Below are 24,181 nucleotides of genomic sequence, written 5' to 3'. Positions count from 1 at the left end.
GCCCCGCCGTCGTCCCGCCACACGCGCGTGCGTGTGGCGGGACCCCGCAGGGGGCCGATCCAGGTGACGGCCCATCCGGCGCGGGGAGAGGATGAGCGGGATGAGCACCACTGCACCGGCTCCCTCGCCGGCACCCGCGCCCCTGTCCGCGTCCCACCCGCTGGCCGCCCCCTCGACGCTGCCCTACGAGCTGCCCCCGTTCGCCGACATCTCGCTGGAGCACTGCCGGGAGGCGCTGCTGGCCGGGATGGCGGAGCAGCGTGCCGAGGTCGCCGCGCTGCTGGCCGACTCGGCCGAGCCGACGTTCGACAACACCGTCGTCGCACTGGAGCGCTCCGGCCAGCTGCTCGGCCGGGCGGAGGCGGTCTTCTGGAACCTGTCGTCGTCGATGTCCAGCGACCGGCTGCGGGAGATCGAGCGGGAGATCGCGCCGCTGTCGGCAGCGCACTCCGACGCCCTGCGCCTGGACCCGGCGCTGTTCGCCCGGATCGACGCGGTCCACGCCGGCCGGCACGACGCCGGGCTGGACGAGGAGGCGGTCCGCCTGGTCGAGCGGTACCACCTGGACTTCGTGCTCGCCGGAGCCGACCTGGACGACGCCGGCCGGGAGCAGCTGCGTGAGCTCAACCAGCGGCTGTCGGAGCTGTCCACGACCTTCGGCCAGAACCTGGTCGTGGCCACCGAGGCAGCGGCCGTGCTGGTCACCGACGAGGCCGACCTGGACGGGCTGAGCCCCGCCGAGGTGCAGGCCGCGGCCGGTGCGGCCGCCGAGCGCGGCCACGAGGGCGGGTACCTGCTCACCCTGGTGCTGCCCAGCGGCCAGCCGGCGATGGCGAAGCTGCGCAACCGGGAGCTGCGCCGCCGGCTGCACGAGGCCTCGCTGACCCGGGCCTCGGCCGGTGAGCACGACAACGGCCCGATCGCGGTGGAGATGGCGCACCTGCGCGCCGTCCGGGCACAGCTGCTGGGCTTCGACACCCATGCCGACCTGATCGCCGCCGACCAGACCGCCCGGACGTCGGCCGCCGTCGACGAGTTGCTGGGTGCGCTCGTGCCCCCGGCGATGGCCAACGCCAAGTCGGAGGCCGAGGTGCTCGCCGAGGTGGCCGCCGCCGACGGCGTCGAGCTGGCCGCCTGGGACTGGTCGTTCTACTCCGAACGGGTGCGGGCCGAGCGCTACGCCGTCGACAGCGCCGCGCTGCGCCCGTGGTTCGAGCTGGACCGGGTGCTGGTCGACGGGGTGTTCCGCGCCGCCGAGCTGCTCTACGGCTTCACCTTCACCCCCCGCCCGGACCTGCAGGGCTACCACCCCGACGTCCGGGTCTGGGAGGTCTTCGCCGACGAGCGGCCGGTCGGGCTGTACCTGGGTGACTTCTTCGCCCGCGAGGGCAAGCGCGGCGGGGCCTGGATGAGCTCGTTCGTCAGCCAGTCCGGCCTGCTGGAGACCCGGCCGGTGGTGTTCAACTGCCTCAACGTCACCCGGGCCGCGGCCGGGCAGCCGACGCTGCTGACCCTGGACGAGGTGACGACGCTCTTCCACGAGTTCGGGCACGCGCTGCACGGCCTGTCCTCGGCGGTCACCTACCCGCGGTTCAGCGGCACCAGCGTGCCGCGCGACTTCGTCGAGTTCCCCAGCCAGGTCAACGAGATGTGGGCGCTGTGGCCGGAGGTGCTGGCGCACTACGCCAAGCACGTCGAGACCGGGGAGCCGCTGGCGCAGGAGACGGTCGACGCGCTGGAGGCCGCCGCCCTGTGGGGGGAGGGCTTCGCCACCGTCGAGTACCTGGGGGCCACGCTGCTCGACCAGGCCTGGCACCGGATCGGGCCGGACACCGAGGTCGCCGACGCGCAGGCCTTCGAGGCCCAGGCGCTCGCCGACGCCGGCGTCGCCTTCGACCTGGTGCCGCCGCGGTACCGGACGACGTACTTCCAGCACGTCTTCGCCGGCGGCTACTCGGCCGGCTACTACTCCTACATCTGGTCGGAGGTGCTGGACGCCGACACCGTGGAGTGGTTCAAGGAGAACGGCGGGCTGCGCCGGGAGAACGGCGACGTCTTCCGCGGCGAGCTGCTCTCCCGCGGTGGCTCGGTCGACCCGCTGGGCGCCTTCGCCGCCGTCCGCGGCCGGGCCGCCGACACCGGCCCGCTGCTGCGCCGCCGGGGGCTCACGCCCGTCGCCTGATCCCGACAGACAGCACGCCCCCACGGACGACCGCCGTGGGGGCGTGCTGCTGTGCGGAGACGGACCCGCTCGGGGGACCGCCGGCCCGGTGCGGGCCGGGACCAAGGGCAGCTCCGCCGCGGTGCGGGGGTACGTGGCCCGGCTCGCGGCGGGATCGCGGCCAGCCGAGCTCAGCTGCGGCGCGGGCGCCCAGGCTGCGGCAGGGTCACAGCCAGGGCAGGGCGAGCACCAGGTCGAGGTCGTCGGGGGCGGCGCCGTCCCGGACCAGGCGATTGGGCTGGCGGTGGCCGCAGGCGGTGCAACGGTGCACCACCTGCCAGCCCTTCCCCGACTTCTCGACCAGGCCGATGGGCTCCATCAGCTGCCGGCACTCGCTGGCCCGGTCGCCGGGCAGGTCGTCGACGTGCAACGACCACAGGCACCACGGGCAGTGGTTGCGGTAGTGGCCGTCGGTGTTCGCCGGCACCGGCGTCTGGCAGTGCCCGCAGACGAAGGTGGTGTTCTCGGCCCGCCGGGAACGCGCCCGCCCGCCGTCCGTCGAGCCCCTGATCGCCCCGGCCGGGACGCCTGGGTCCACCGTCCCGGCCGGGAGGTCAGGGGTCATCGCCCCGGCCGGGAGGTCAGGCGAGGTCATCGGGGTGCAGCCGCCGGCGGGTCAGGCGGTGAACGGCTCGATGGCCAGGACCTTCACGGAGATGTCCTTGCCGTTCGGGGCCTGGTAGGTGACCGTCGAGCCCGGTTCGGCTCCCACGATCGCCGCACCCAGCGCGGACTCGGGGGAGTAGACCGTCAGGTCGGTGGTCCCGGCGATCTCCCGCGAGCCCAGCAGGAACCGCTCGGTGTCGTCCTCGTCGCCGTCGAAGGCGATGGTGATGACCGTGCCGACGGCGGCGTTGGTCGCCGTCGTCGGGGCCTCGCCGACCCGGGCCTTCCGGAGCAGGTCGGTGAGCTGGCGGATCCGGCCCTCGGCCTTGCCCTGTTCCTCACGGGCCGCGTGGTAGCCGCCGTTCTCCTTGAGGTCACCCTCCTCGCGGCGGTCGTTGATCTCCTTGGCCATGGCCGGTCGGCTCGCCACCAGCTGCTCGAGCTCGGCTCGCAACCGGTCGTGGGCCTCCTGCGTCAGCCAGACGCCCTGGTCCTGCTCGTCGGTGGGGGTGGACACAGTCGCTCCCGGTGCTCGTCGTCGCGACCCGCTGCTCCGCAGGTCACCGGTGGTCAATCCGAGCAACGTAACACCGGAGCGCAGCCCCGTGCAGTCGTCGGCGGAACGGATCCGGCCGGAGGGCTCCTCGGCTCCGGGGTCCGGTGGAGTGGCGCGGGGCACACCAGGAGTCGCCGGGGTGCGTGCCACGACGCACCGGCCGGGGGGACAATGGGTGTCGCGACCGGGCGTGCGTGTCGCGCACGGAGCAGGGCACCGTCGGGCACGGGTTCGACGAGCGGAGCGAGGAGCAGCACACGTGACCGAACCGGACCAGTTGCGCCTGCTCGCGGTGCACGCCCACCCCGACGACGAGTCGAGCAAGGGCGCCGCGACCATGGCCAAGTACGTCGCCGAGGGCGCCCAGGTGATGGTGGCGACCTGCACCGGCGGGGAGCGCGGGTCGGTGCTGAACCCGGCGATGGACCGCCCCGAGGTGTGGGAGCGGATGGCCGAGATCCGCACCGAGGAGATGGCCCGGGCCCGGGAGATCCTCGGCGTCGAGCAGGAGTTCCTCGGCTTCGTCGACTCCGGGCTGCCCGAGGGCGACCCGCTGCCGCCGCTCCCGGAGGGCTGCTTCGCGCTGGTCCCGGTCGAGGAGGCCGCCGCGCCCCTGGTCGAGCTGATCCGGCGGTTCCGGCCGCAGGTGGTGCTGACCTACGACGAGCGGGGCGGCTACCCGCACCCGGACCACATCAAGACCCACGACATCTCGGTGCACGCCTTCGAGGCGGCCGGTGACCCGGACCGCTACCCCGGGCTCGGGGAGCCCTGGCAGCCGAGCAAGCTCTACTACCACATGGGCTTCACGCTGCCCCGGACGAAGGCGCTGCACGAGGCGATGCTGGCCGAGGGGGCCGAGTCGCCGTACACCGAGTGGCTGGCGAAGTGGGACCCGGCCAACGACATCTCCCACCGGGTCACCACCCGGGTGCCCTGCGCCGAGTACTTCCCGGTGCGGGACGCCGCGCTGATCGCCCACGCCACCCAGATCGACCCGACCGGTCGCTGGTTCTCGGTCCCGCTGGACCTGCAGACCCGCACCTGGCCGACCGAGGACTACGAGCTGGCCCGGTCGCTGGTCGACGTCCCCGTCCCGGAGGACGACCTGTTCGCCGGCGTCCGCACCTCGGAGCGTGTCTCGTGACCACCGCACTCACCGTCCTCGCCGTCCAGGAGCAGCAACTGCCGGAGGACGTCGGCAAGGCCGGTCCGCTGGGCCTCCTGCTCATCGTGTTGCTGCTGATCGCGGTGCTGTGGCTGGGCCGGTCGATGGGCAGGCACCTCAAGCGGGTCCCGCGCAGCTTCGACCCGGCCGACCAGGTCCCGGACACCCCGGCCGAGCTGATGGTCGACGTCCCGTCCCGGGAGCCCGGGTCCGAGCTGCTGGACACCCTGCGCCGGGCGCCGCTGGCCATCGAGCCGCCGCGTCGTCCGCAGGACGGCGACGGCTGGGGCGGGCGGCCCACCGCCCCCTGACCGATCGGGACCCGACCCGGCTGCGACGCCGGGTGGGAGTCCTGGTCGGCCGCGTCCGACCACCTCGCCGGGCGGTGCCGGGAACTGACCCGTGCGGGGGACACCTGCCCGCGGTCGCCTCGGGCGGGGACGCGGTCGGCGATGATCGTCCGATGGCGACCCAGCGGGCCCGGCGGGACCCCGACCAGCAGGAACGTCCCGTCCTCGGCCGCTTCGGCACCCGGGCACTGGAGATCGGCGAGAACGTCGTCTACGCGGGGATCGCGCTGTTCCTGGTGGTCAGCGCGCTCGTGCTGCTCGTCGTGGCCGGGAAGACGACGTGGGGGATGATCGGCGACCTCTCCCAGGCCCCGGTGCTCGAGCTGCTCGACGTGCTGCTGCTCGTCTTCATCATCGTCGAGCTGCTCTTCGCGGTGCGGATCACGGTGGAGCGCCGCGAGCTGGTCGCCGAGCCGTTCCTGCTGGTCGGGATCATCGCCTCGATCAAGGAGATCGTCGTGCTCTCGGTCGAGGCGGCGGGCGTCCTGGGCAAGGGTGCGCAGTTCGACGACCGGATCACCGAGATCGCCGTCCTCGGCGTGCTGGTGGTCCTGCTCGGGTGCACGGCGTGGCTGCTGCGGCTCAAGGAGCGCGAGCCCGACGAGGGGGACGCGCCGTCGCCGGCCTGAGCGGTGGAGGCGGGGCTCACCAGTGGTGGGCGACGTCGACCACCACCCGGGCGCCGTCGGGCCGGCCCGGCGCGCCGTCGAGCACGAACACCCGGACCGGCAGCCGGGCGCGGGTGCCCACGGCCATCGACGTCTGCCCCTCGAAGGAGCCTGCCCAGGCCACCTGGCGCAGCGTCCGCGCGCCGGTGACGTCGACGACCCGGGCCGGGTCCTCGGGCAGGTAGGTGGCGCCGCGCGACTCGTCGTAGGCGGGGGCGCGGACCAGCAGCTGCAGCACCGCACCGCCGGCGACGGGCACGGGCGTCCCGGAGCCCTGCGCGCCGACCTGGTCCACGTACCGGACGTCGTAGCCGGTCGCGTCGGCCGCGGCGAGGTCGACCACCAGCCGGTCGAAGCACGGGTGCTGCCCGGTGCGGACGTCGCTGACCGTGCCCGGCGGGAACGCCCCCGCCGGCCGGCTCTCCGGCAGTGACCCCCAGCGGATCCCGCAGTACGGGTCGCCGGCCGCCTGGGCAGGCAGCGCGCCGGCCAGCAGTGCGACGGCGGCGAGGACCACCACGACGAGCGTGCGCGGACGAGTGCCGGACCTGCCCATGACGACCTCCTCGGTCCCCGTCGTGGTGCCCCGGCCCGACGCGGGTGAACGTGACGATCTCGTGACCGCCCCTCCGCCGACGTCGGGTCTGCGCCCGCCCTGGCGACCGCGGCGCGGTGCGGGCCGAGAGGGGGCGGTACCTCGCGCCGGGCTGTCCGGCCGGGCGGACCCCACCTGACCCGCCTACCGTCGGTCCATGGCGCTGACCCTCGGAACCGGCCCGCTCGCCCGCCCGTCGACCGGGCAGCTGAACGCCGACCTGTGGTCGGTCGCCCCCGCGCACGCGTTGTTCCTGCACCCGCTGCAGGAGCGGATCCGCGGGATGTCGGGCGGGCGGACCGTCGTGGACACCACGCGGGCGCAGCTGCTGCACGAGACCGGGCTGCTGCCGCGTTGGTACCTGCCCGAGGCCGACGTGGTGCCCGGCGCCCTGCAGCCCAGTGACACCCGCACCACCTGCCCGTTCAAGGGCGAGGCCCACTACTGGCACCTGGAGGTCGACGGGCGCCGGGTGGAGGACGTGGCGTGGTCCTACCCGGAGCCGGTCGACGGCTGCCCGCAGCTGGCCGGGCTGGTCTCCTTCGACCTGGACCGGCTCGACTCCTGGTGGATCGAGGAGGAGCAGATGCTCGGTCACCCACGCGACCCGTTCCACCGGGTGGATGCCCGCCGCTCGTCCCGGCACGTCGTCGTCCGGGTCGGTGGCCAGGTGGTCGCCGACACCCGTGCGCCGGTCGCGGTCTTCGAGACCGGCCTGCCGGCCCGCTGGTACGTGCCGGAGTCCGACGTCCGGGCGGAGTTCCTGGAGCCGAGCGACACCACGACGGAGTGCCCGTACAAGGGCGTGGCGAGCTACGAGCACCTGACGGTCGCCGGCCGCCGGTACGAGGACGCGGTGTGGCGTTACCCGGAGCCGCTGCTGGAGGCGCGGCCGGCCGCCGGGCACCGCTCGTTCGACGGCGAGGACGTCGAGGTCGAGGTCCGGGTCGCCGGCTGAGTCAGGCGGACGCCGTTCCCGGCCCGGTCGGCCGTCGCCGCGCTCAGGCGGTGCCCTCCGCGGCGATCAGGTCGGCGACCTCCTGGGGGCGCTCGCTGCAGTCGTCGCCGGAGTCCGGCTCGTCGGCGGCCAGCCCGGAGATGCCCACGTCCTCGACCGGCTGGAAGCCCAGCCGGTCCAGGTGGCGTGGCAGCCGGTTCTCGGCGTTGAGCACGTGCGAGCGGGACAGCCAGCCCAGGCCGTCCTCGACCTCGAAGTCGAGCCCGCCGCCGGGGGCGCGGCGGACGTGCCCGGGGGAGGGGAGCAGGCCGGCCAGCTGGATGGCCTGCTCGGGGTACAGCGTGTCCGGCGGGGTGTCGAAGTAGTACCAGCTGGCCGTGCAGACGCCGTAGAGCGTGGGGCCGAACTGCGCGTGGTTGACGTAGAGCTCGAGCATCCGCCGGTCGTCGACGACCAGTGCCAGCTCCGCGGCCAGGCCGGCCTCCACCGCCTTGCGCCAGGCGCTCAGCTCCTGGTTGAGGAACAGGTTCTTGGCCACCTGCTGCGGGATGGTCGAGCCGGACGGGTCGTCCCCGCCGCGGAGGTGGGTCTGCGCGCGGGCGAACAGCGCCTCCCACTCGAAGGCGCCGGCACGGTAGGGGAGCTGGGCGTCCTCGTGGGCGATGACCGCGGCGAGGAAGTTCCGGGAGACGTGCTCGACCGGCACGGACTGCTGGATCGAGCCGGCCGGGTTGGCGGCCATGAACGCGGTCGTGGGCGGGTCCACCCACCGCAGCGCGACCATCACCAGGGCCTGGACGACGAGGACGACGGCCAGCAGCCGGCCGAGGCCGCGGAGGACGCCGCGGCGTCGGCCGGCGCGGTCTCGCCGCCACGAGCGCCGGGGCGGTTCCGGCGCCGGTGGACGTGCGTCGGCCGGACGGTCGCGTCGCCAGGACCGCTGGGGGCGGGCCTGGTCGTCCGCGGGCGCCGGCGGGTACCCGCCGGCCGCGTCCGGTGGCGGGCCGTACCGGTCGTCGGAGCCGGGCGGGAACCGGTCGAACGGTGGGTACGCGGGGTCCGGCGGTGGCCCGTCGGCCGGGCGGCGGAACCGCGCGGTGGGCCGGCGGTCCGGCGGGACGTGGGCCATGCGTGGAGCTCCCCCGTGCTGGACGCGAGTCGTCATCGTACGGGCGGCTGCGCGGGCCCCCCGGCCGCTGCGCCTGCGTCGGCGCGGTCCGGGGGTGCGACGTGTCCGCTCTGGGCGCAGCGACGAAGCCACCGATGCCCTGATTACAGAATTACGTTGTAACTGTTCGTTCGAGTCGAGGAGGAGCCGTGCACGCACACCACCGTTTCCCACCCGAGGGGTTCCCCGGCCGCGGGCGCGCCCGTGGCCGCGCCGCCGACGCCCCACCGCCGGTCGAGCGCGCCGAGGTCGCCGGCTGGTTCGCCGGTCGGCTCCCCGACGAGTGGTTCACCGGACCGGTCGAGCTGGTCGTCGACCGGGACGAGATCACCGTCGTGGGGTCGGTCCCCGAGCCGGAGGCCGGTGACGGCGACCCGGCGGCCGCCCGCGCCGGGCGGATCGCCCGCTTCCGGGAGCAGACCCGCGGCCAGCGGATGGCGATCGCCGACGCCGCCCAGGAGCGCTACGGCCGGTCGGTCGCCTGGGGCGCGACCTGCGGCGACGTCCGCGAGCTGTTCACCACGCTCTCGGTGCCGGTGATGACCCGGCTGCGCCAGCCCGAGCGCCTGGTCCTGGACACCCTGGTCGACGCCGGGGTGGCCCGGTCCCGCTCCGAGGCGCTGGTCTGGGCCGTGCGCCTGGTCGGCCAGCACGCCGACGACTGGCTGGCCGAGCTGCGGCAGGCCATGGCGACCGTGGAGGAGGTCCGCGCCCGAGGTCCCCAGTGACCCACGGTGCGCTCAGCTCTGATCAGGTCACCTGATCACCGACTGGCCCACCGCACCAACGTTGGTGCGGTGGGCCAGTGCTGGATCAGGTGACCTGATCACCGCTGGGCGAGCGACCAGGGACACTGGTGGGCGTGCCCGACACCGCTGAGCCCACCGACACCGACGTGCTCGTGGTGGGGGCCGGCCCGGCCGGGGCGGCTGCGGCCGCCTGGGCCGCGCGCGGCGGCGCCGACGTCGTCCTCGCCGACGCCGCCGTCTTCCCCCGGGACAAGACCTGCGGCGACGGCCTGACCCCGCGGGCCATCGCCGAGCTCGACCGGCTGGGCCTCGGGGACTGGGTGCGCTCGCACGGCCGCAACCGGGGGCTGCGCGCGGCCGGCTTCGGCCAGGAGCTGCTGCTGCCCTGGCCCGGTGGCGCGCTGCCCGACCACGGCGGCGCCGTCCCGCGGACCGAGCTGGACGACCGGATCCGCTCGGTGGCCCTGGAGGCCGGTGCCGTTCCCCTGGAGGGTGCGCGGGCGGTGGACGTCGAGCGGGACGGCGACCGGGTGGCCGCCGTGCTGTTCCGCCGTCCCGACGGGTCGACGACGACGGTCCGCTGCCGCCGGCTGGTGGTCGCCGACGGCGTCCGCTCCCCGCTGGGGAGGGTGCTCGGCCGGGAGTGGCACCGGGACACCGTCTACGGGGTGGCCGCGCGCGGCTACGTGCGCTCCGGTCGCAGCGACGACGAGTGGATCAGCTCGCACCTGGAGCTGCGCGGGGCCGAGGGTGAGCTGCTGTCCGGCTACGGCTGGGTGTTCCCGCTGGGCGCCGAGCGCGGTGAGGTCAACGTCGGCGTCGGCACGCTGGCCACCGAGCGCCGCCCGGCGGAGGTGCGGCTGCGCAGCCTGCTGGAGGTCTACACCGACCAGCGGCGCGCGGAGTGGCAGATCGACGGTGCCGTGCAGGCCCCCGCCAGCGCACTGCTGCCGATGGGCGGTGCGGTCTCCGGGGTCGCCGGGCGCAACTGGGCGCTGGTCGGGGACGCCGCCGGGTGCGTCAACCCGCTCAACGGCGAGGGCATCGACTACGGGCTGGAGACCGGTCGCAGCGTGGTCGACCTGTTCGACGACGACGACTGGTCGCAGGCCTGGCCCACGACGCTGCGGCGGCACTACGGCGAGGCGTTCTCCATCGCCCGCCGGCTGGCCGGGCTGCTGACCGTGCCCCGCTTCCTGCCGGCCGCCGGGCCGGTGGGCATGCGGTCCCGGGTGCTGATGACCGTCGCGCTGCGGGTCATGGGCAACCTGGTGACCGACACCGACCGGGACGTCGTCGCCCGTGCCTGGCGCCGGGCCGGCCGGCTCTCGGTGCGGCTGGACCACCGCCCGCCGTTCGCCTGAGTCGCCGGGTCGGGGACGGCGCGCCGGACGGGTGTCGTCCTACTACTGCGTGATGCGCAGTACTGTGCGGTGCACACCGACCAGTCCGGAGGGCCCGATGGACGCCACACAACTGCTCAAGGGAGTGCTGGACCTCGCCGTCCTCGCGGTGCTCGACGGTGAGGACGGCTACGGCTACGACGTGGTCCGGCGACTGCGCGCCGCCGGGCTGGAGGAGGTCGGCGACGCCTCGGTCTACGGCACGCTGCGGCGGCTGTACGCCGCCGGCCACCTGACCAGCTACGTCGTCCCGTCGGCCGAGGGGCCGCACCGCAAGTACTACGGGCTCAACGTCTCCGGGCGGGCGCAGCTGGAGATCGCGACCAAGACCTGGCACGGCTTCGCCGACACCATGGCGGCCCTGCTCACGACCGATCCGGAGGTGGCGGCATGACCGGCGCGACGAGTGTGGGCCGGCAGGCCGAGGTGCGGGAGTACGCGGCGGCGGTGCGCGCGGCGCTGACCGACGTCCCGGCCGACCGGTGCGAGGAACTGCTGGAGGACCTCGAGGACCACCTGGCGGAGGTGGCCGAGGACGGCGACGCGCCGCTGGAGTTCCGGCTGGGCTCGCCCCGCCACTACGCCGACGAGCTGCGGGCCGCCGCCGGGTTGCCGGCCGCGCCGGTGGCCGAGGACGAGCAGGTCGGCCTCGCCGAGCTGGTCGGCCGGCTCCGGTCGTGGGGGCCGGTGCGGCAGGTCGAGGAGTTCCTTCCCGAGCTACGGCCGGCCTGGTGGGTGGTGCGGGCCTGGGCGGCCGTCACCGCCGTCGACGTGGTGTTCGTCGGGGGCACGTCCTTCCCGGTGCCCACCCTCGGGCTCGGCCCGGTCGGCCTGCTGGTCACCGGCGCGGCGATCGCCTGGTCGGTGCGGCTCGGCCTGCAGGCCCGGGCGGAGGGGCGGGAGCCGGGGCGCCGGGCCGTGCTGGTCAACGCCCTGCTCGGGCTGCTGACCCTGGTCGCGCTCGTCGGCCTGGCCGTCGGCCCGGGCGTCGCCACCGCCGAGACGGTGTACGTCGAGGACCAGCAGCCCGCCCACCTGGTGCACGAGGACGGCACGCCGATCACCAACATCCTGCCGTACTCCTCGACCGGGGAGCCGCTGCGCGGGGTGCTGCTCTACGACCAGGACGGGCGGCCGATCGACGGCCTGGCCGACGTGACGGTCGAGGGGGAGCAGGTGGAGACGGTGCCGGACGCGCCGGTGCAGCCGGGCAACGCCTACCCGCAGCAGCGGCAGGTGCTGAGCTGGGACGCCTACGGCGAGCAGACCGCCGTCCCCATGCCGCTCCCGAGCGTCGCGCCCGAGGACGGGGTCGAGTCGGCAGAGCCGACGCCGTCCGAGCCCACGCCCTCCGAGCCCGTGCCGTCCGAGCCTGTGCCGTCGGGTGCTGCGCCGACGCCCTGACCCAGCTGGGGGCTCAGGTGAGCGGGGAGTTGTACAGCGCGAAGTAGACGGCGATGTAGTGGCAGATGGCGGCCACGATCGTCATCGCGTGGAACACCTCGTGGTAGCCGAACGTCCCCGGCCACGGGTTGGGCCGCTTGCTGGCGTAGGCCACCGCGCCGACGCTGTAGAGCAGCCCGCCGACGGCCAGGAGCACCAGCACGGTGACGCCGACCAGCTGCAGCATGTCGACCATCACGAACACCGCGGCCCAGCCCAGCGCCAGGTAGATCGGCACCCCCACCCAGCGGGGGGCGTGCGGCCAGACCAGCTTCAGCGCGACGCCCAGCGCAGCGCCGGTCCAGACGGTGCCCAGCAGCCACCAGCCGGTCGGCTCGGGGACGGCGAGCACGGCGAACGGCGTGTAGGTGCCGGCGATGAACACGAAGATCATCGAGTGGTCGGCGCGCTTCATCAGCTGCCAGCCGCGCAGTGACCAGCGGCGGCGGTGGTACAGCGCGCTGACCCCGAAGAGCCCGAGGATGGTGACGCAGTAGACCGTCACCGACCAACCGGCGCGGGCGCCCTGCACGGCGGCGAGCGGGATCAGCACCGCCCCGGCCACGATCGACCCGAAGAACGCGAACAGGTGCAGCCAGCCCCGCAGCCGGGGCCGGGTGTCGGGGTGCCCGTGGCCGTCCCGCTCGGACGGCGCCCACTCGCCCGGGCGCTCGACGGCCTCGACCCGCTCGCCCTCATCGCGGACCGCGGCCACCGCCTCGCCGGCCGGCGCCTGGAGCTCGGCGCCGTCCGCGGTGACCCGGACGTGGTCCTCGTGGTCTGAGGAGACGCTCATGGGCCGAGGTTACGGAGCCGCGGGCGACGCCGTCACGTCGAGCCGGGTGTGACCTTGCTGGGAGACGCGCTCCCGGGGAGGCGCGCGGGGCCGGGTACGGCGCGCTCCGTCCGGGCGGGGGAGGCGGCACCTAGGGTGAGGGCGTGGGGGTGCGCGCGAGGGTCCGGGACGCACTCACCGTCGTCTACGAGCGCCGGCTGGCCAGCGAGCTGGTCGGCGCCGACACCCCCCGGCACGTCGGCGTCATCATCGACGGGAACCGGCGCTGGGCCCGGGCCATCGGTCTGGAGGACGTCAGCGAGGGGCACCGTCGCGGCGCGGACAAGATCGCCGACCTGCTCTCCTGGTGCGACGAGGCCGGGGTCGAGGTGGTCACCCTCTTCCTGCTGTCCACCGACAACCTGACCCGGCCGGCCCCCGAGCTCACCCCGCTGCTGCGGATCATCGAGGGCGTCGCCTGCGACCTGGCCGGCCCGGACCGGCGGTGGCACCTGCGGGCGGTGGGCGCCCTGGAGCTGCTGCCGGCGGAGACCGTCGCCGTCCTGACCCGGGCCGAGCGCGACACCCGCGAGCGGCCGGGCGCGACGGTGAACCTGGCGGTCGGCTACGGCGGCCGCCGGGAGATCGCCGACGCCGTCCGGTCGCTGCTGGCCGAGCACGTCCAGCGGGGGACGACGCTGCCGGAGCTGATCGAGGTGCTCGACGCCGACCACATCGCCGAGCACCTCTACACCCGCGGGCAGCCCGACCCGGACCTGGTCATCCGCACCAGCGGCGAGCAGCGGCTGTCGGGCTTCCTGACCTGGCAGACCGCGCACTCGGAGTTCTACTTCACCGACGTCTACTGGCCGGAGTTCCGCCGGGTCGACTTCCTGCGGGCGCTGCGCGCCTACGCCGCCCGGCACCGCCGCTTCGGCAGCTGACCCCGGGGGCAGAAATGGCCATTTCTGCCCCCCGCGGGCGTGGGGACGCGGACTGACAGACTCGCGGCATGGCAGCCGGCGCGGTCGACGTCCCCCTGGAGTACGTGCGGCTGGGGCTGCGCTTCGACCGGCTCGAGCCCGGCTTCGTCGACGCCTACACCGGCGAGGCGCGGCTGCGGGCCCAGGTCGCCGACGAGCCGGCGCCGCAGCCGCACCAGCTGCGCGACCAGGCCCGGGCCCTGCTGGCCGAGCTCGACTCGGCCGCGTTGCCGCACCCCCGGACCGCCTACCTGCGCGGTCAGCTCACCGGCCTGGAGTGCAGCGCCCGCAAGCTGGGGGGTGAGCCGGTCGGCTTCATCGCCGAGGTCGAGGCCTACTTCCAGGTGTCGGTCGCCCTCGGTGACCCGGCCGAGTACGCCGCCGCGCACGCCGAGCTCGAGCAGCTGCTGCCCGGCAGCGGGACGCTGGCGGAGCGGTACGCGGTGCACCGGCGCCGGGAGGAGTGCCCGCCCGCGCGGCTGGAGGAGGCGGTGCACGCGCTCTCCTCCGCGCTGCGGGACCGGGTGCGCGGTCAGTACGGCCTGCCCGAGGCCGAGACGGTGCGCTACGAGGTGGTCACCGACAAGCCGTGGTCGGGGTTCAACTACTACGAGGGCGACTACCGCTCCCGGGTGGCGATCAACGCCGACCTGCCGCACCGGCTGGCGCAGCTGCCGCACCTGGTCGCGCACGAGTCCTACCCCGGGCACCACACCGAACACTGCCGCAAGGAGCGGGGGCTGGTCGAGCGCGCCCAGCACCTGGAGCACACCGTGTTCCTGGTCAACACCCCCGAGTGCCTGATGGCCGAGGGGCTGGCCGACCTCGGGGTCGAGGCGTCGATCGGCGACGGGTGGGGGCCCTGGGCCGCCGACGTGCTCGGTGACCTGGGCCTGCGCTTCGACGGGCACCTGGCCGAGCGGGTCGCCGCCGCGGCCGCACCGCTCAACCGGGTGCGCCAGGACGCCGCGATCCTGCTGCACGACCGCGGCGCCGACCCCGACGTGGTCATCGCCCACCTCCAGCGCTGGGGGCTGGTCAGCCACGACCGCGCCGTCCAGCAGCTGCGCTTCCTCACCGACCCGCTGTGGCGGGCCTACATCTCCACCTACGTCGAGGGCTTCGACCTGCTCTCCGCGTGGCTGGCGGCCCGGCCGGCCGGGCAGCCCGTCGCCGACCGCTTCCTGCGGCTGCTGGACGAGCCGCTGACGCCGGCGGTCGTCACCGCCGAGCTGGCCGGCGCCTGACCACCGTGGCGAGCGGGACGACGGAGGAGCGGCAGGCCCTCGGGCTGTGGACGGCGGGCTGGCTGGCGCTGTTCCTGCTCGGCGGGCTGCTGTGGCTGGGCGACGTGTCCCTGCAGTGGCCGGTCCTGCTGGTGCCGGCGCTCTGGGCGCTGGTCGTGCTGCGGCCCCGCCGGTCGTCCGCCGGGAGCTGAACCCGGTCGACTCCTGTCGGTGCACCGGTGGAGGATCCGCAGCGTGATCCACGCCCGCGGGCTCGCCCGCACCTTCCGGAAGAAGAAGCAGGAGGTGCACGCCGTCGCCGGGGTGGACCTCGACGTCGAGGCCGGGGAGATCGTCGGCTTCCTGGGCCCCAACGGGGCCGGCAAGACCACCACGCTGCGAATGCTCACCACCCTGCTGGAGCCCACGGCCGGCACGGCCACGGTGGCCGGCTGCGACCTGGTCAGCGACCCGGTCGGGGTGCGCCGCCGGATCGGCTACGTCTCGCAGAGCGGCTCGACCGCGCCCGAGGCCCGCGCCGGGGAGGAGGTCGTCGACCACGCCCGGCTGTACGGGATCAGCACCGCGGAGGCGACCGCCCGCGGCAAGCAGCTGTTCCGCGAGCTGGACCTCGACGGCCTGTGGGAGCGCCAGCCGAAGGCGATGTCCGGGGGCCAGCGCCGCCGGCTGGACATTGCGCTGGGCCTGGTGCACGTGCCGGGCCTGGTCTTCCTCGACGAGCCGACCACCGGGCTGGACCCGCAGGCCCGGGCGAACCTGTGGCAGCACATCCGTGGCCTGCGCGAAGAGCGCGGGACGACGGTCTTCCTGACCACGCACTACCTCGACGAGGCCGACGCGCTGTGCGACCGGATCCTGGTCATCGACTCCGGCCGGATCGTCGCCTCCGGTACCCCCGACGAGCTGAAGTCCGACGTGGGCGGCGACGTCCTGACCGTCACCGCCGAGCACCCCGACGCAGCCGGCCGGGTGGCCGCCCTGATGGCCGCGCTGCCCGGGGCCGAGGCGCCCCAGGTCGACGGCCCGCGGGTGGTCGGGCGGGCTCCGCAAGGCGGGGCCGCCCTGGTGGCGCTGGTCCGTGAGCTGGACGCCGCCGGCATCGCGGTGGCCGGCATCGAGAGCCGCCGGCCCAGCCTGGACGACGTGTTCCTCGGCCTCACCGGCCGGTCGCTGCGGGAGGCCGGGGCACCGGCCGCCGTCCCCGCCGAGTCGCTGGAGGCAGCCCGATGAGCACGGTCGCGACCCCGGCGGAGGCGAGCCCGACCAGCGCCACCGCGACCAGCAGCCTGGTCCGGGACACCTACACCGTCTTCGCCCGGGCGATGCGGATGTCGCTGCGCAACCCGGCCTGGCTGGTGATCAGCCTGATGCAGCCGATCCTCTACATCACCCTGTTCGGCCCGCTGCTGACCTCCGACGCCGTCCAGCTCGGTGCGGGCAACGCCTACCAGGTGTTCGTGCCCGGGATCCTGGTCCAGCTGGGAATCTTCGGGGCGCTGTTCGTCGGGTTCGGGCTGATCGCGGAGTACCGGGCCGGGGTCATCGAGAGCCAGCGGGTCACCCCGGCCAGCCGCACCGCGCTGCTGCTGGGGCGGGTGCTGCGCGACGTCGTCGTCCTGCTGGTGCAGGGCACGCTGCTGGTGCTGGTCGCCATCCCGCTGGGGCTGCGTGCCCCGCTGGCCGGCGTGCTGCTGACCCTGGTGGTCATCGCCCTGCTGGGGGCGGCGTTCGCCTCGGTCTCCTACGCGCTCGCGCTGACGCTGAAGAGCGAGGACGCGTTCGCGCCGCTGCTCAACGCCGTCGTCCTGCCGGTGCTGCTGCTGTCGGGCATCCTGCTGCCGATGTCGCTGGCGCCAGGCTGGCTGCAGGCGATCAGCGACGTGAACCCGCTCAAGCACGTCGTCGAGGGCACCCGCGCGTTCTTCGACGGCGACTACGGCAGCAGCACCGCCTGGTGGGGCGCGGCGCTGACCGTGGCGCTGGGCGTGCTCGGCTGGTGGTTCGGCGTCCGACGTTTCCGGCAGGAGTCCAGCTGACGAACGGCGCACCACGCATCACCCGATCGCGTGTCGGGTGCGTGCTTTCGTCGGTACCGGGGCCTAGCGTCGGCGGTGGAGGACGAGCTCACCTCGCCCTCCACGGGAGGCCCGGTTGGTGCGACGCAGTTCGTCCATCAGAGGGGCCGCGTTCCGGCCCCAGCGCCGGGGCCCGGCCACCTTCGAGCCGGGGCGCGCCTTGTCACCAGGGTGGCGCTCCACGGGAGCCGACTCGTGAGCACTCGCCGTACCTACGTCCTCGACACCTCCGTGCTCCTCTCCGACCCGGGCGCCCTGTTGCGCTTCGACGAGCACGACGTCGTCGTCCCGCTCGTCGTGATCGGTGAACTCGAGGACAAGCGGGACCACCCCGAACTCGGCTGGTTCGCCCGGCAGACCCTGCGGATGCTGGACGACCTGCGGGTGCAGCACGGCCGGCTGGACGCCCCGCTGCCGGTCGGCGACCAGGGCGGTTCGCTGCACGTCGAGCTGAACCACAGCGATCCGTCGGTGCTCCCGCCGGGGTTCCGCAACGACAGCAACGACAGCCGGATCATGGTCGTCGCGCTGAACCTGCGCAGCGAGGGCCGCAGCGTCTGCCTGGTGACCAAGGACGTGCCGCTGCGGGTCAAGGCCGCCGCGGTGGGGCTGGACACCGAGGAGTACCGCGGGCTGGGTGCGGTCGACACCGGCTGGACCGGGATGGCCGAGCTCGCGGTCGAGGAGTCCGACGTCCAGGCGCTGTACGACGCCGGCTCGGTGTACCTGCCGGCCGCTGCCGAGCTGCCCACCCACACCGGGCTGGTCCTGCTCTCCGGCCGCGGGTCCGCGCTGGGCCGGGTGACCCCGGACAAGCACGTGCGGCTGGTCCGCGGCGACCGGGACGCCTTCGGCCTGCACGGTCGCTCCGCCGAGCAGCGGGTCGCCCTGGACCTGCTGCTCGACCCGGAGATCGGCATCGTCTCGATGGGCGGCCGCGCCGGCACCGGCAAGTCGGCGCTGGCGCTGTGCGCGGGGCTGGAGTCGGTGATGGAGCGGCGGGCGCACAAGAAGGTCGTGATCTTCCGTCCGCTCTACGCCGTCGGCGGGCAGGAGCTCGGCTACCTGCCCGGCAGCGAGGGCGAGAAGATGGCGCCCTGGGCCCAGGCGGTGTTCGACACCCTCGGTGCGCTGGTCTCCGGCGACGTCGTCGAGGAGATCGTGGCCCGCGGGCTGATCGAGGTGCTGCCGCTGACCCACATCCGCGGCCGCTCGCTGCACGACTCGTTCGTGATCGTCGACGAGGCGCAGTCGCTGGAGCGCGGGGTGCTGCTCACCGTGCTCTCCCGGCTGGGCACCAACTCCCGCGTCGTCCTCACCCACGACGTGGCGCAGCGGGACAACCTCCGGGTCGGCCGGCACGACGGCGTCACCGCGGTGATCGACCGGCTGAAGGGACACCCGCTGTTCGCCCACGTCACCCTGACCCGCTCGGAGCGCTCGCCGATCGCCGCGCTGGTCACCGAGATGCTGGAGGACCTCCCGCTCTGACGGGTCGCGCCTGGTCACCCGGCAGACCGGCGGGCGCCGGTCTGCCGGGTGACCGGCGCAGTGCCTCAGTACGGGAACTGCCACATGTAGCGGCGTCCCTCCAGTGCATAGCCGCGTACGGCGGCGTAGTGGGCGGCCAGCCGGAACATCAGCGAGTAGAAGACGACCGGGGCCACGAAGGCCCGCTGGTCCGCGGCGATGCCCGGCAGTTCCAGGTCCCGACCGTCCAGGTAGCACGTGCGGCCGCTGTGCTGGTCGAGGAAGCGGGACACCCGTTCACCCATCGGCCGGGTGTCGTCCTCCCCCAGGAACACCAGGCACCGGGTCTCCTCGTCGAACACCTCGAACGGTCCCTGGAAGAACTCGTCGGCGTTGATGGTCGCCGCGTGCATCCACTGCATCTCCTGCAGGAAGCAGCTGGTGAAGGTGTTCGCCGGCCCGATCAGCGGTCCGGACGCCATCGCGTAGGTGACCGGGACGTCGTGCATCGCCGCGGCGATCTCGGCGGCTCTCGGTTCGAAGGCGTCCACCGCCGCCTCCAGGGCGGTGGGCAGCGCGCGCAGGGCGGCCAGGTGCGGGGAGACGTCGATCCCGTCACGGTCCAGGACGGCCAGCGCCACCAGCTGGAGGAGCACCTGGTTGCCCTCGCCGCTCTGCGCCACGAAGGCCGTCGGCAGCGCCTGGGCGAGCGGCCCGTCCGCCTTGAGTGTGACGGCGGCGACCGCGGCTCCCCGGCTGAGCGCCCACTCCGCCGCCCGGACGGTCTCCGGAGTGTTGCCGGTGCCGGACAGGGCGATCACCAGGGCCCCTGGGCCGACACCCGGCGGGGAGCGGAAGAACAGCTCGTCGGAGTTGATCGCCACCGACGGCGTCTGCGCCTCGCTGTCGAGCACGAACTGGGCGGCCGTGAGACCGATGAAGGACCCGCCGGCGCCCACCAGGTAGACGCGGCGCAGGTCGGGCACGTCGGCGACGAACTGCCGGATGGGCGCCCACAGCGAGCAGGCGTGTTCCACCGAGGACCGCAGGCCCTCCGGCGCCGGAGCGACGGGGGAGGGACCGAGGTAGGTGCCGTTGGTCATGGGGATGTCCTCACTGGGTGACGGAGGGGGACAGGACGGGGTGGTCGGCGCGGCCGTGTCCGAACGCGCCGTGGATCGTGCAGACCGCCGCGGCGTCGGACGCCGCCGCCGCGAGCAGGTGGTCAGGGGCCTCGCCGGCCAGCAGGCCGACGAGGGTGCGGGCGATGAAGGCGTCCCCGGCGCCCAGGGTGTCGACGACCGATGCGGCCGGGGACGCCGGGCAGTGCCATTCGGCGCTGCCGTTGCTGAGCACCGCGCCCGCCGCGCCGCGGGTGACGAGCACCCACTGGGCGCCGGACGCCACGGCCAGCCGACGAACGGCGTCGACGCCGGCAGCAGCGAGGTGCCCACCGGAGAAGGTGGCCAGGTAGCAGTGCGGTGCGATGACCCGGATGTGCTGTGGGTCCTGGTGGACGGCGAAGTCGTACGAGAGCCGGGTGCGTCCGGCGATCTCCGGCAGGTGGCGGTCCAGACGGCTGGAGTGCCCGACGTGGGCGGCGTCCACGGTGCTGAGCAGGTCCAGGTCTGCCGGGTCGGGGTCGAACACCGACACCCCCAGCTTCGAGCCGAGGAAGACCCGGTCGCCGCCGCGGTGGCCGATCCGGCAGTGCGCCGTCGGGCCCCCCGCGACCCGGAGCCGGCTGACGTCGACCCCCTCCGCGACCAGTGCGTCCCGGATGAGGAGGCCGTCGGCGTCCTGCCCCACTGCACCGACGTAGGCAGCCGCCGCGCCAGCACGGGCCGCGAAGACGGCCACGTTGACGCAGTTGCCGCCCGGGAAGGTCGTCCCGAGCGCCTCGTAGCGGTCGACCACGTTGTCGCCGACGCCGGCGACCCGGACTCGGGAGGGAGTCACCGGGACGCGGGGGCGAAGCGACCCGGTCGGAACGACCGGAGCAGCGGGCTCTCCTCGCCGGTGAGGACCTCCCGGGCGACGAGCTCGCCGAGGATCAGCGCCAGGGTCGCCCCGCTGTGCGTGAACACGGTGAACAGGCCGGGGACCTCCTCGACCGGCCCGACGACCGGTTCGCCGTCGCCGGGGATGGGCTTCGGCCCGACGCCGTAGCGCTCGACCGTCAGCTCGGGACGGCCGGCCAGCACCGCGCGCGCCTCGGCCACCAGTCCGGCGATGGTGGAGTCGGCCACGGAATAGCTGCCGTTCTCGCGGACCACGACCTCCTCCTCCGACCAGGCCGCGTCGAACACGAGCGAGCCGTTCGGCGTGGGACGGACCGCCACCCGCGGGGTGTTCAGCACCGCCTTGAGCGGGGACTCGACCGGCTTGCTGGTCACCAGCAGCGAGACCGGCGTCAGCTCCGGCAGCACCACGCCGAGGTCGGCGAGGTCGCGAGGCACCCACGGCCCGGTGGCCAGCACGACGGCGTCGGCGTCGAAGGTCTCGCCGGACTCGGTGGTGGCACCGGTGGCCCGGCCGTCGTCCACCCGGACGGTGGCCCGGCCGATGCCGGTGCGCACGGTCGCGCCCGCCTCGACCAGCTCGGTCAGCAGCTCGTCGGCGAGCATCGGCAGGTCGACCCAGCCCTCGCCGGGGTTGAAGATGGCGCCCTCCTCGGCCACCGCCGCGGCGTCGACGCCCGGCGCCCAGCGGGCTGCCTCGGCGGGGGACACCCACAGGGACTCGTACCCGATGTCCAGCTCGTGCCGGTGTCGGTCGGCGAAGCTCTCGCCCGGACCGGCCCAGGTCAACCCGCCGTCGAAGTGCAGGAACGAGGGGGAGCCCAGCCGGGTGGCGAGGCTGCGGTACCGCTCGATGCCGGCCATTCGCAGCCGGTGGTAGTCGTCGGAGCGAGGACCGGCGGAGTTGAGCCAGGACAGTGACCGACCCGACGCGCCGGCCGAGCCGATGGTCTCCGTGACCAGGGTGACCGCGGCACCGCTGCGGGCCAGCTGGAGGGCAGTGGACGTGCCGATGGCGCCGGCGCCGATCACCAGGACCTGACGGACGGGGGAGTGGGGGTTCATCGCTTCTCTCGGATCGTGGTCGAGGTGGTCAGGCCGCAGCGGCGCTGCGACGGAGTCGTTCGATCAGCTCGATGACGTGCAGGGAGTCCGCCGGGTCGACGGGCAGCGGACCGCCGCTCCGCAGCGCGGCCGACAGCAGCCGGTAGAAGGCGCCGTAGTCGCCGCGGGCCGCGGGCACCGGCTCGAGTGCTCCGGGGACGCCGAGGGTGCCCCAGCGGTCCGGTGGGGTGAGGCCCCAATCAGGGTCGGTCGGGACGAGGCCCTCCTTGAGCGCCGCCTCCTGACCGTCCAGTTCCCAGCTGACGTAGCCGGCTCGGGAGCCGAGCACCCGGAACCGCGGCCCCGGTTGTGCGGCCACCGAGCTCATCCAGAGGTGGGACCGGACGCCGGAGGTGTGTTCCAGGACGACGAAGGTGTCGTCGTCGGCCCCGCCGCCGGCCCGCCGGACGTCGGTCTCCGCGCTGAGTCCCTCGACCGGGCCGAAGAGCTGCACGGCCTGGTCGATCAGGTGGGTGCCGAGGTCGAACAGGATGCCGCCGCCCTGCTCCGGGCCCAGCCGGCCCTTCCAGGTGTCCGGCGGGACCGGCTTCCACCACTCGAACCGGGACTCGAACCGGTGCACGGTGCCCAGACGCCCGTGGGCCAGCAGTTCGCGGAGGGTCAGGAAGTCGGCGTCCCAGCGGCGGTTCTGGTGGACGGTCAGCGGGACGCCGGCGGCGCGGGCGTGCTCGATGACCTCCCGGCCCTCGACGGACGTCACGGTGAACGGCTTGTCCACCACGACGGCGAGCCCGGCGTCGATCGCCCGGTGCGCCAGGTCGGCGTGGGTGTGCGGCGGCGTGCCGATGATCACCAGGTCCAGGTCGACGGCCCGGGCCAGGGCGTCGTCCGGGGTCGGTACGACGACGGCGTCGGGGTGGGCGGCGGTGGCCTGGCCGGCGCGGTCCGGGTCGGCGGTGGACACCACGGTGACCGCGTAGTCGGGGTCGGTGGCGAGCAGCGGTCCGTGGAACACCCGGCCCGCGGTGCCGAAGCCGAGCAGCGCCGTGCGCAGCGGCGTGGTCACAGCACCTCGCTGAGGAAGCGGCGCAGCCGAGGGCTGGCCGGGTCGCTGAAGAGCTGCGCCGGATCGCCGGCCTCGACGACCTTGCCCTCGTCCATGAAGACGACCTGGTCTGCCGCCTTCCCGGCGAAGCCCATCTCGTGGGTGACCACGACCATCGTCATCCCGCGCTGGCCGAGCGTCGCCATCAGGGTCAGCACGCCCTTGACCAGTTCCGGGTCGAGCGCGCTGGTGACCTCGTCGAACAGCATGACCTCGGGTTCCAGGGCCAGGGCGCGTGCGATGGCCACCCGTTGCTGCTGGCCCCCGGAAAGGTCGCGGGGGCGGTGACCGGCCCGCTCGGCGAGCCCGACCTCGGCCAGCCGCGCGGCGGCGAGCTCCCGGGCGTCGGCCTTCGACATGCCCTTCACCTTGCGCAGCGCGAGTGCCACGTTCTCGAGCGCGGTGTGGTCGGGGAACAGGTTGAAGTGCTGGAACACCAGGCCGATGCGTCGGCGCAGCACGTCTGGCTTGAGCTGCAGGGCGCTCTCCCCGTCGAGCAGGACGTCGCCGCCCTGGGGCTCGTGCAGCCGGTTGACGCCGCGGAGCATTGTCGACTTGCCCGAACCGGACGGGCCGATGACGCAGGTGGTGCTGCCGGCCGGCACGGCGATGTCCACCCCGCGCAGCACGTCGACGTCGCCGTAGGCCATCCGCAGGCCCACGAGCTCCAGGCTCGAGCCGCGGTAGACGGGCCCGTCGGTGAGGGCAGCAGAGGAGGTCGTGGTCACGTGTTGCTCCCGCGGGTGAGGGCGATGGGCGTGCCGTCGACCTCGTCGACCTCGTCGAGCCCGCTGGCCGGGGCGGTGGCCGTGCGGCGTCCGGTCCGGAAGCGGTTGTCGAAGTGGTTGACGAGGTGGGTCAGCGGGACGGTGATGGCGAGGTAGAAGACCCCGGCGAGCACCAGCGGCGACAGGTTGCCGTTGAGCACGGCAGCGTCCTGGGCCACCCGGAAGATCTCCCGCTCGGTGACGAGCAGCCCGAGGAAGTAGACGAGGCTGGAGTCCTTGACGATGGCGATGAACTGGTTGACCAGCGCCGGCAGCACCCGGCGGATGCCCTGGGGGACGACGACCTGCCGCATGCCGGTGGCGTAGCTCATCCCCAGCGCGCGGCAGGCCTCCAGCTGCCCGCGGTCCACGCTTTGGATGCCGGCCCGGAAGATCTCCCCGATGTAGGCGCTGGAGATCAGCGACAGGGCGAGGATGCCGAGCGGGTAGGGGGAGGGGCCGAAGACGTCCCGGGCCACCCCGGCGAACCCCTGGCCGATCAGCAGGATCGTGAGGATGGCGGGCAGGCCGCGGAAGACGTCGGTGTAGATCCGGGCGGGGAGTCGCAGCCAGCGGGTGGTGGAGATCCCCATGACGGCGAGCACCATGCCGAGGACGACGCCGATGAGGGTGGCGGACACCGAGATGACCAGGGTGTTGACCAGTCCGGTCGTCAGCAGCTGCGGCAGTACCGCCAGCATGGCCGAGCCGTCGAAGAACGTACGTGCGAGATCGCTGAGCCAGTCCATCGGGGACCTCTCCGGGAGTGAACGGTCGGGGGCCTCCCG

Annotated in this window: 26 protein-coding genes; 15 read left to right on the top strand and 11 right to left on the bottom strand. The window is 74.2% G+C overall.

Annotated elements, in window-relative coordinates:
* Positions 1–100 precede the first annotated feature (100 nt).
* On the top strand, positions 101–2,182 hold the full coding sequence (locus FB380_RS01715) for a M3 family metallopeptidase (RefSeq protein ID WP_166753575.1): 2,082 nt from the start codon (positions 101–103) through the stop codon (positions 2,180–2,182).
* Between the two features lie 205 nt (positions 2,183–2,387).
* Here FB380_RS01715 and FB380_RS01710 read toward each other — a convergent pair whose 3' ends face one another.
* Both FB380_RS01710 and greA read right to left on the bottom strand, forming a co-directional pair.
* Positions 2,388–2,816 carry an RNHCP domain-containing protein gene (locus tag FB380_RS01710; RefSeq protein WP_229682045.1) on the bottom strand — a complete coding sequence of 143 codons (429 nt, stop codon included), beginning with the start codon at positions 2,814–2,816 and terminating at the stop codon, positions 2,388–2,390.
* 21 nt (positions 2,817–2,837) lie between these two features.
* Complete coding sequence (gene greA / locus FB380_RS25765; RefSeq protein WP_166753574.1) at positions 2,838–3,344, bottom strand: transcription elongation factor GreA; 507 nt, start codon at positions 3,342–3,344, stop codon at positions 2,838–2,840.
* A 298-nt stretch (positions 3,345–3,642) separates the two neighbouring features.
* Between greA and mca the strand changes: the two genes are divergently transcribed.
* From mca to FB380_RS01690, 3 genes are all read left to right on the top strand, one after another.
* Positions 3,643–4,530: a mycothiol conjugate amidase Mca gene (mca, locus tag FB380_RS01700; RefSeq protein WP_166753573.1), complete on the top strand. Its 888-nt coding sequence runs from the start codon at positions 3,643–3,645 to the stop codon at positions 4,528–4,530.
* Positions 4,527–4,862 (top strand): hypothetical protein, encoded by a 336-nt coding sequence (locus tag FB380_RS01695; protein WP_166753572.1) that lies wholly within the window; start codon positions 4,527–4,529, stop codon positions 4,860–4,862. The genes mca and FB380_RS01695 overlap by 4 nt, the downstream gene beginning before the upstream one ends.
* A 152-nt stretch (positions 4,863–5,014) precedes the next feature.
* On the top strand, positions 5,015–5,530 hold the full coding sequence (locus FB380_RS01690) for a phosphate-starvation-inducible PsiE family protein (protein WP_166753571.1): 516 nt from the start codon (positions 5,015–5,017) through the stop codon (positions 5,528–5,530).
* Positions 5,531–5,546: 16 nt separating this feature from the next.
* Here the strand turns inward: FB380_RS01690 and FB380_RS01685 are convergent, their stop codons facing one another.
* A complete protein-coding gene (locus tag FB380_RS01685) occupies positions 5,547–6,125 on the bottom strand; it encodes an AMIN-like domain-containing (lipo)protein (protein ID WP_188959581.1) in 579 nt (192 codons plus the stop codon).
* Between the two features lie 196 nt (positions 6,126–6,321).
* Between FB380_RS01685 and FB380_RS01680 the strand changes: the two genes are divergently transcribed.
* Positions 6,322–7,122 carry a DUF427 domain-containing protein gene (locus FB380_RS01680; RefSeq protein ID WP_166753570.1) on the top strand — a complete coding sequence of 267 codons (801 nt, stop codon included), beginning with the start codon at positions 6,322–6,324 and terminating at the stop codon, positions 7,120–7,122.
* 43 nt (positions 7,123–7,165) lie between these two features.
* On the opposite strand, the gene FB380_RS01675 is transcribed toward FB380_RS01680, so the two are convergent.
* Positions 7,166–8,251 (bottom strand): transglycosylase domain-containing protein, encoded by a 1,086-nt coding sequence (locus FB380_RS01675; protein ID WP_166753569.1) that lies wholly within the window; start codon positions 8,249–8,251, stop codon positions 7,166–7,168.
* A 188-nt stretch (positions 8,252–8,439) separates the two neighbouring features.
* Here FB380_RS01675 and FB380_RS01670 point away from each other — a divergent pair, with 188 nt between their 5' ends.
* The 4 genes from FB380_RS01670 (at position 8,440) to FB380_RS01655 (ending at position 11,846) form a co-directional block, all read left to right on the top strand.
* The gene (locus FB380_RS01670) at positions 8,440–9,018 is read left to right on the top strand and encodes a hypothetical protein (RefSeq protein ID WP_166753568.1); all 579 of its coding nucleotides are present in this window, start codon (positions 8,440–8,442) and stop codon (positions 9,016–9,018) included.
* A gap of 134 nt (positions 9,019–9,152) precedes the next feature.
* Positions 9,153–10,403 carry a geranylgeranyl reductase family protein gene (locus FB380_RS01665; protein WP_166753567.1) on the top strand — a complete coding sequence of 417 codons (1,251 nt, stop codon included), beginning with the start codon at positions 9,153–9,155 and terminating at the stop codon, positions 10,401–10,403.
* A 97-nt stretch (positions 10,404–10,500) separates the two neighbouring features.
* Positions 10,501–10,836, top strand: a complete 336-nt coding sequence (locus FB380_RS01660) for a PadR family transcriptional regulator (RefSeq protein ID WP_166753566.1) — start codon at positions 10,501–10,503, stop codon at positions 10,834–10,836.
* A complete protein-coding gene (locus FB380_RS01655; RefSeq protein WP_166753565.1) occupies positions 10,833–11,846 on the top strand; it encodes an HAAS signaling domain-containing protein in 1,014 nt (337 codons plus the stop codon). The genes FB380_RS01660 and FB380_RS01655 overlap by 4 nt, the downstream gene beginning before the upstream one ends.
* A gap of 13 nt (positions 11,847–11,859) precedes the next feature.
* Here FB380_RS01655 and trhA read toward each other — a convergent pair whose 3' ends face one another.
* The gene (gene trhA, locus FB380_RS01650; RefSeq protein WP_166753564.1) at positions 11,860–12,681 is read right to left on the bottom strand and encodes a PAQR family membrane homeostasis protein TrhA; all 822 of its coding nucleotides are present in this window, start codon (positions 12,679–12,681) and stop codon (positions 11,860–11,862) included.
* Positions 12,682–12,824: 143 nt separating this feature from the next.
* Between trhA and FB380_RS01645 the strand changes: the two genes are divergently transcribed.
* The 6 genes from FB380_RS01645 (at position 12,825) to FB380_RS25760 (ending at position 18,456) form a co-directional block, all read left to right on the top strand.
* Positions 12,825–13,604: an isoprenyl transferase gene (locus FB380_RS01645; protein WP_166753563.1), complete on the top strand. Its 780-nt coding sequence runs from the start codon at positions 12,825–12,827 to the stop codon at positions 13,602–13,604.
* Positions 13,605–13,672: 68 nt separating this feature from the next.
* Complete coding sequence (locus tag FB380_RS01640) at positions 13,673–14,890, top strand: DUF885 domain-containing protein (protein WP_166753562.1); 1,218 nt, start codon at positions 13,673–13,675, stop codon at positions 14,888–14,890.
* 5 nt (positions 14,891–14,895) lie between these two features.
* The gene (locus FB380_RS01635; RefSeq protein WP_166753561.1) at positions 14,896–15,081 is read left to right on the top strand and encodes a hypothetical protein; all 186 of its coding nucleotides are present in this window, start codon (positions 14,896–14,898) and stop codon (positions 15,079–15,081) included.
* 43 nt (positions 15,082–15,124) lie between these two features.
* A complete protein-coding gene (locus tag FB380_RS01630; RefSeq protein WP_166753560.1) occupies positions 15,125–16,120 on the top strand; it encodes an ATP-binding cassette domain-containing protein in 996 nt (331 codons plus the stop codon).
* Positions 16,117–16,926: an ABC transporter permease gene (locus FB380_RS01625; RefSeq protein ID WP_166753559.1), complete on the top strand. Its 810-nt coding sequence runs from the start codon at positions 16,117–16,119 to the stop codon at positions 16,924–16,926. Before FB380_RS01630 ends, FB380_RS01625 begins: the two co-directional genes overlap by 4 nt.
* Positions 16,927–17,160: 234 nt before the next feature.
* Positions 17,161–18,456: an RNA 5'-3' helicase PhoH2 gene (locus FB380_RS25760; RefSeq protein WP_166753558.1), complete on the top strand. Its 1,296-nt coding sequence runs from the start codon at positions 17,161–17,163 to the stop codon at positions 18,454–18,456.
* A 65-nt stretch (positions 18,457–18,521) separates the two neighbouring features.
* Here the strand turns inward: FB380_RS25760 and FB380_RS01615 are convergent, their stop codons facing one another.
* Genes FB380_RS01615 through FB380_RS01590 form a run of 6 tightly spaced genes read right to left on the bottom strand, consistent with a single transcriptional unit; the run spans position 18,522 to position 24,142 of the window.
* On the bottom strand, positions 18,522–19,538 hold the full coding sequence (locus FB380_RS01615; protein ID WP_166753557.1) for an SIS domain-containing protein: 1,017 nt from the start codon (positions 19,536–19,538) through the stop codon (positions 18,522–18,524).
* A 10-nt stretch (positions 19,539–19,548) separates the two neighbouring features.
* A complete protein-coding gene (locus tag FB380_RS25755) occupies positions 19,549–20,394 on the bottom strand; it encodes a PfkB family carbohydrate kinase (RefSeq protein ID WP_166753556.1) in 846 nt (281 codons plus the stop codon).
* On the bottom strand, positions 20,391–21,521 hold the full coding sequence (locus tag FB380_RS01605; RefSeq protein WP_166753555.1) for an NAD(P)/FAD-dependent oxidoreductase: 1,131 nt from the start codon (positions 21,519–21,521) through the stop codon (positions 20,391–20,393). Before FB380_RS01605 ends, FB380_RS25755 begins: the two co-directional genes overlap by 4 nt.
* 28 nt (positions 21,522–21,549) lie before the next feature.
* A complete protein-coding gene (locus tag FB380_RS01600) occupies positions 21,550–22,587 on the bottom strand; it encodes a Gfo/Idh/MocA family protein (protein WP_166753554.1) in 1,038 nt (345 codons plus the stop codon).
* The gene (locus FB380_RS01595; protein ID WP_188959580.1) at positions 22,584–23,354 is read right to left on the bottom strand and encodes an amino acid ABC transporter ATP-binding protein; all 771 of its coding nucleotides are present in this window, start codon (positions 23,352–23,354) and stop codon (positions 22,584–22,586) included. The genes FB380_RS01600 and FB380_RS01595 overlap by 4 nt, the downstream gene beginning before the upstream one ends.
* Positions 23,351–24,142 (bottom strand): amino acid ABC transporter permease, encoded by a 792-nt coding sequence (locus FB380_RS01590; protein ID WP_166753553.1) that lies wholly within the window; start codon positions 24,140–24,142, stop codon positions 23,351–23,353. Before FB380_RS01590 ends, FB380_RS01595 begins: the two co-directional genes overlap by 4 nt.
* Positions 24,143–24,181: the final 39 nt, after the last annotated feature.

Origin of the sequence: Modestobacter marinus, from assembly GCF_011758655.1 — a bacterium.
In the GTDB taxonomy this organism is placed as follows: Bacteria; Actinomycetota; Actinomycetes; order Mycobacteriales; family Geodermatophilaceae; genus Modestobacter; species Modestobacter marinus.
The sequence above is the reverse complement of the archived record's forward strand: the minus strand, read 5'-3'. Positions and strand labels throughout refer to the sequence as shown.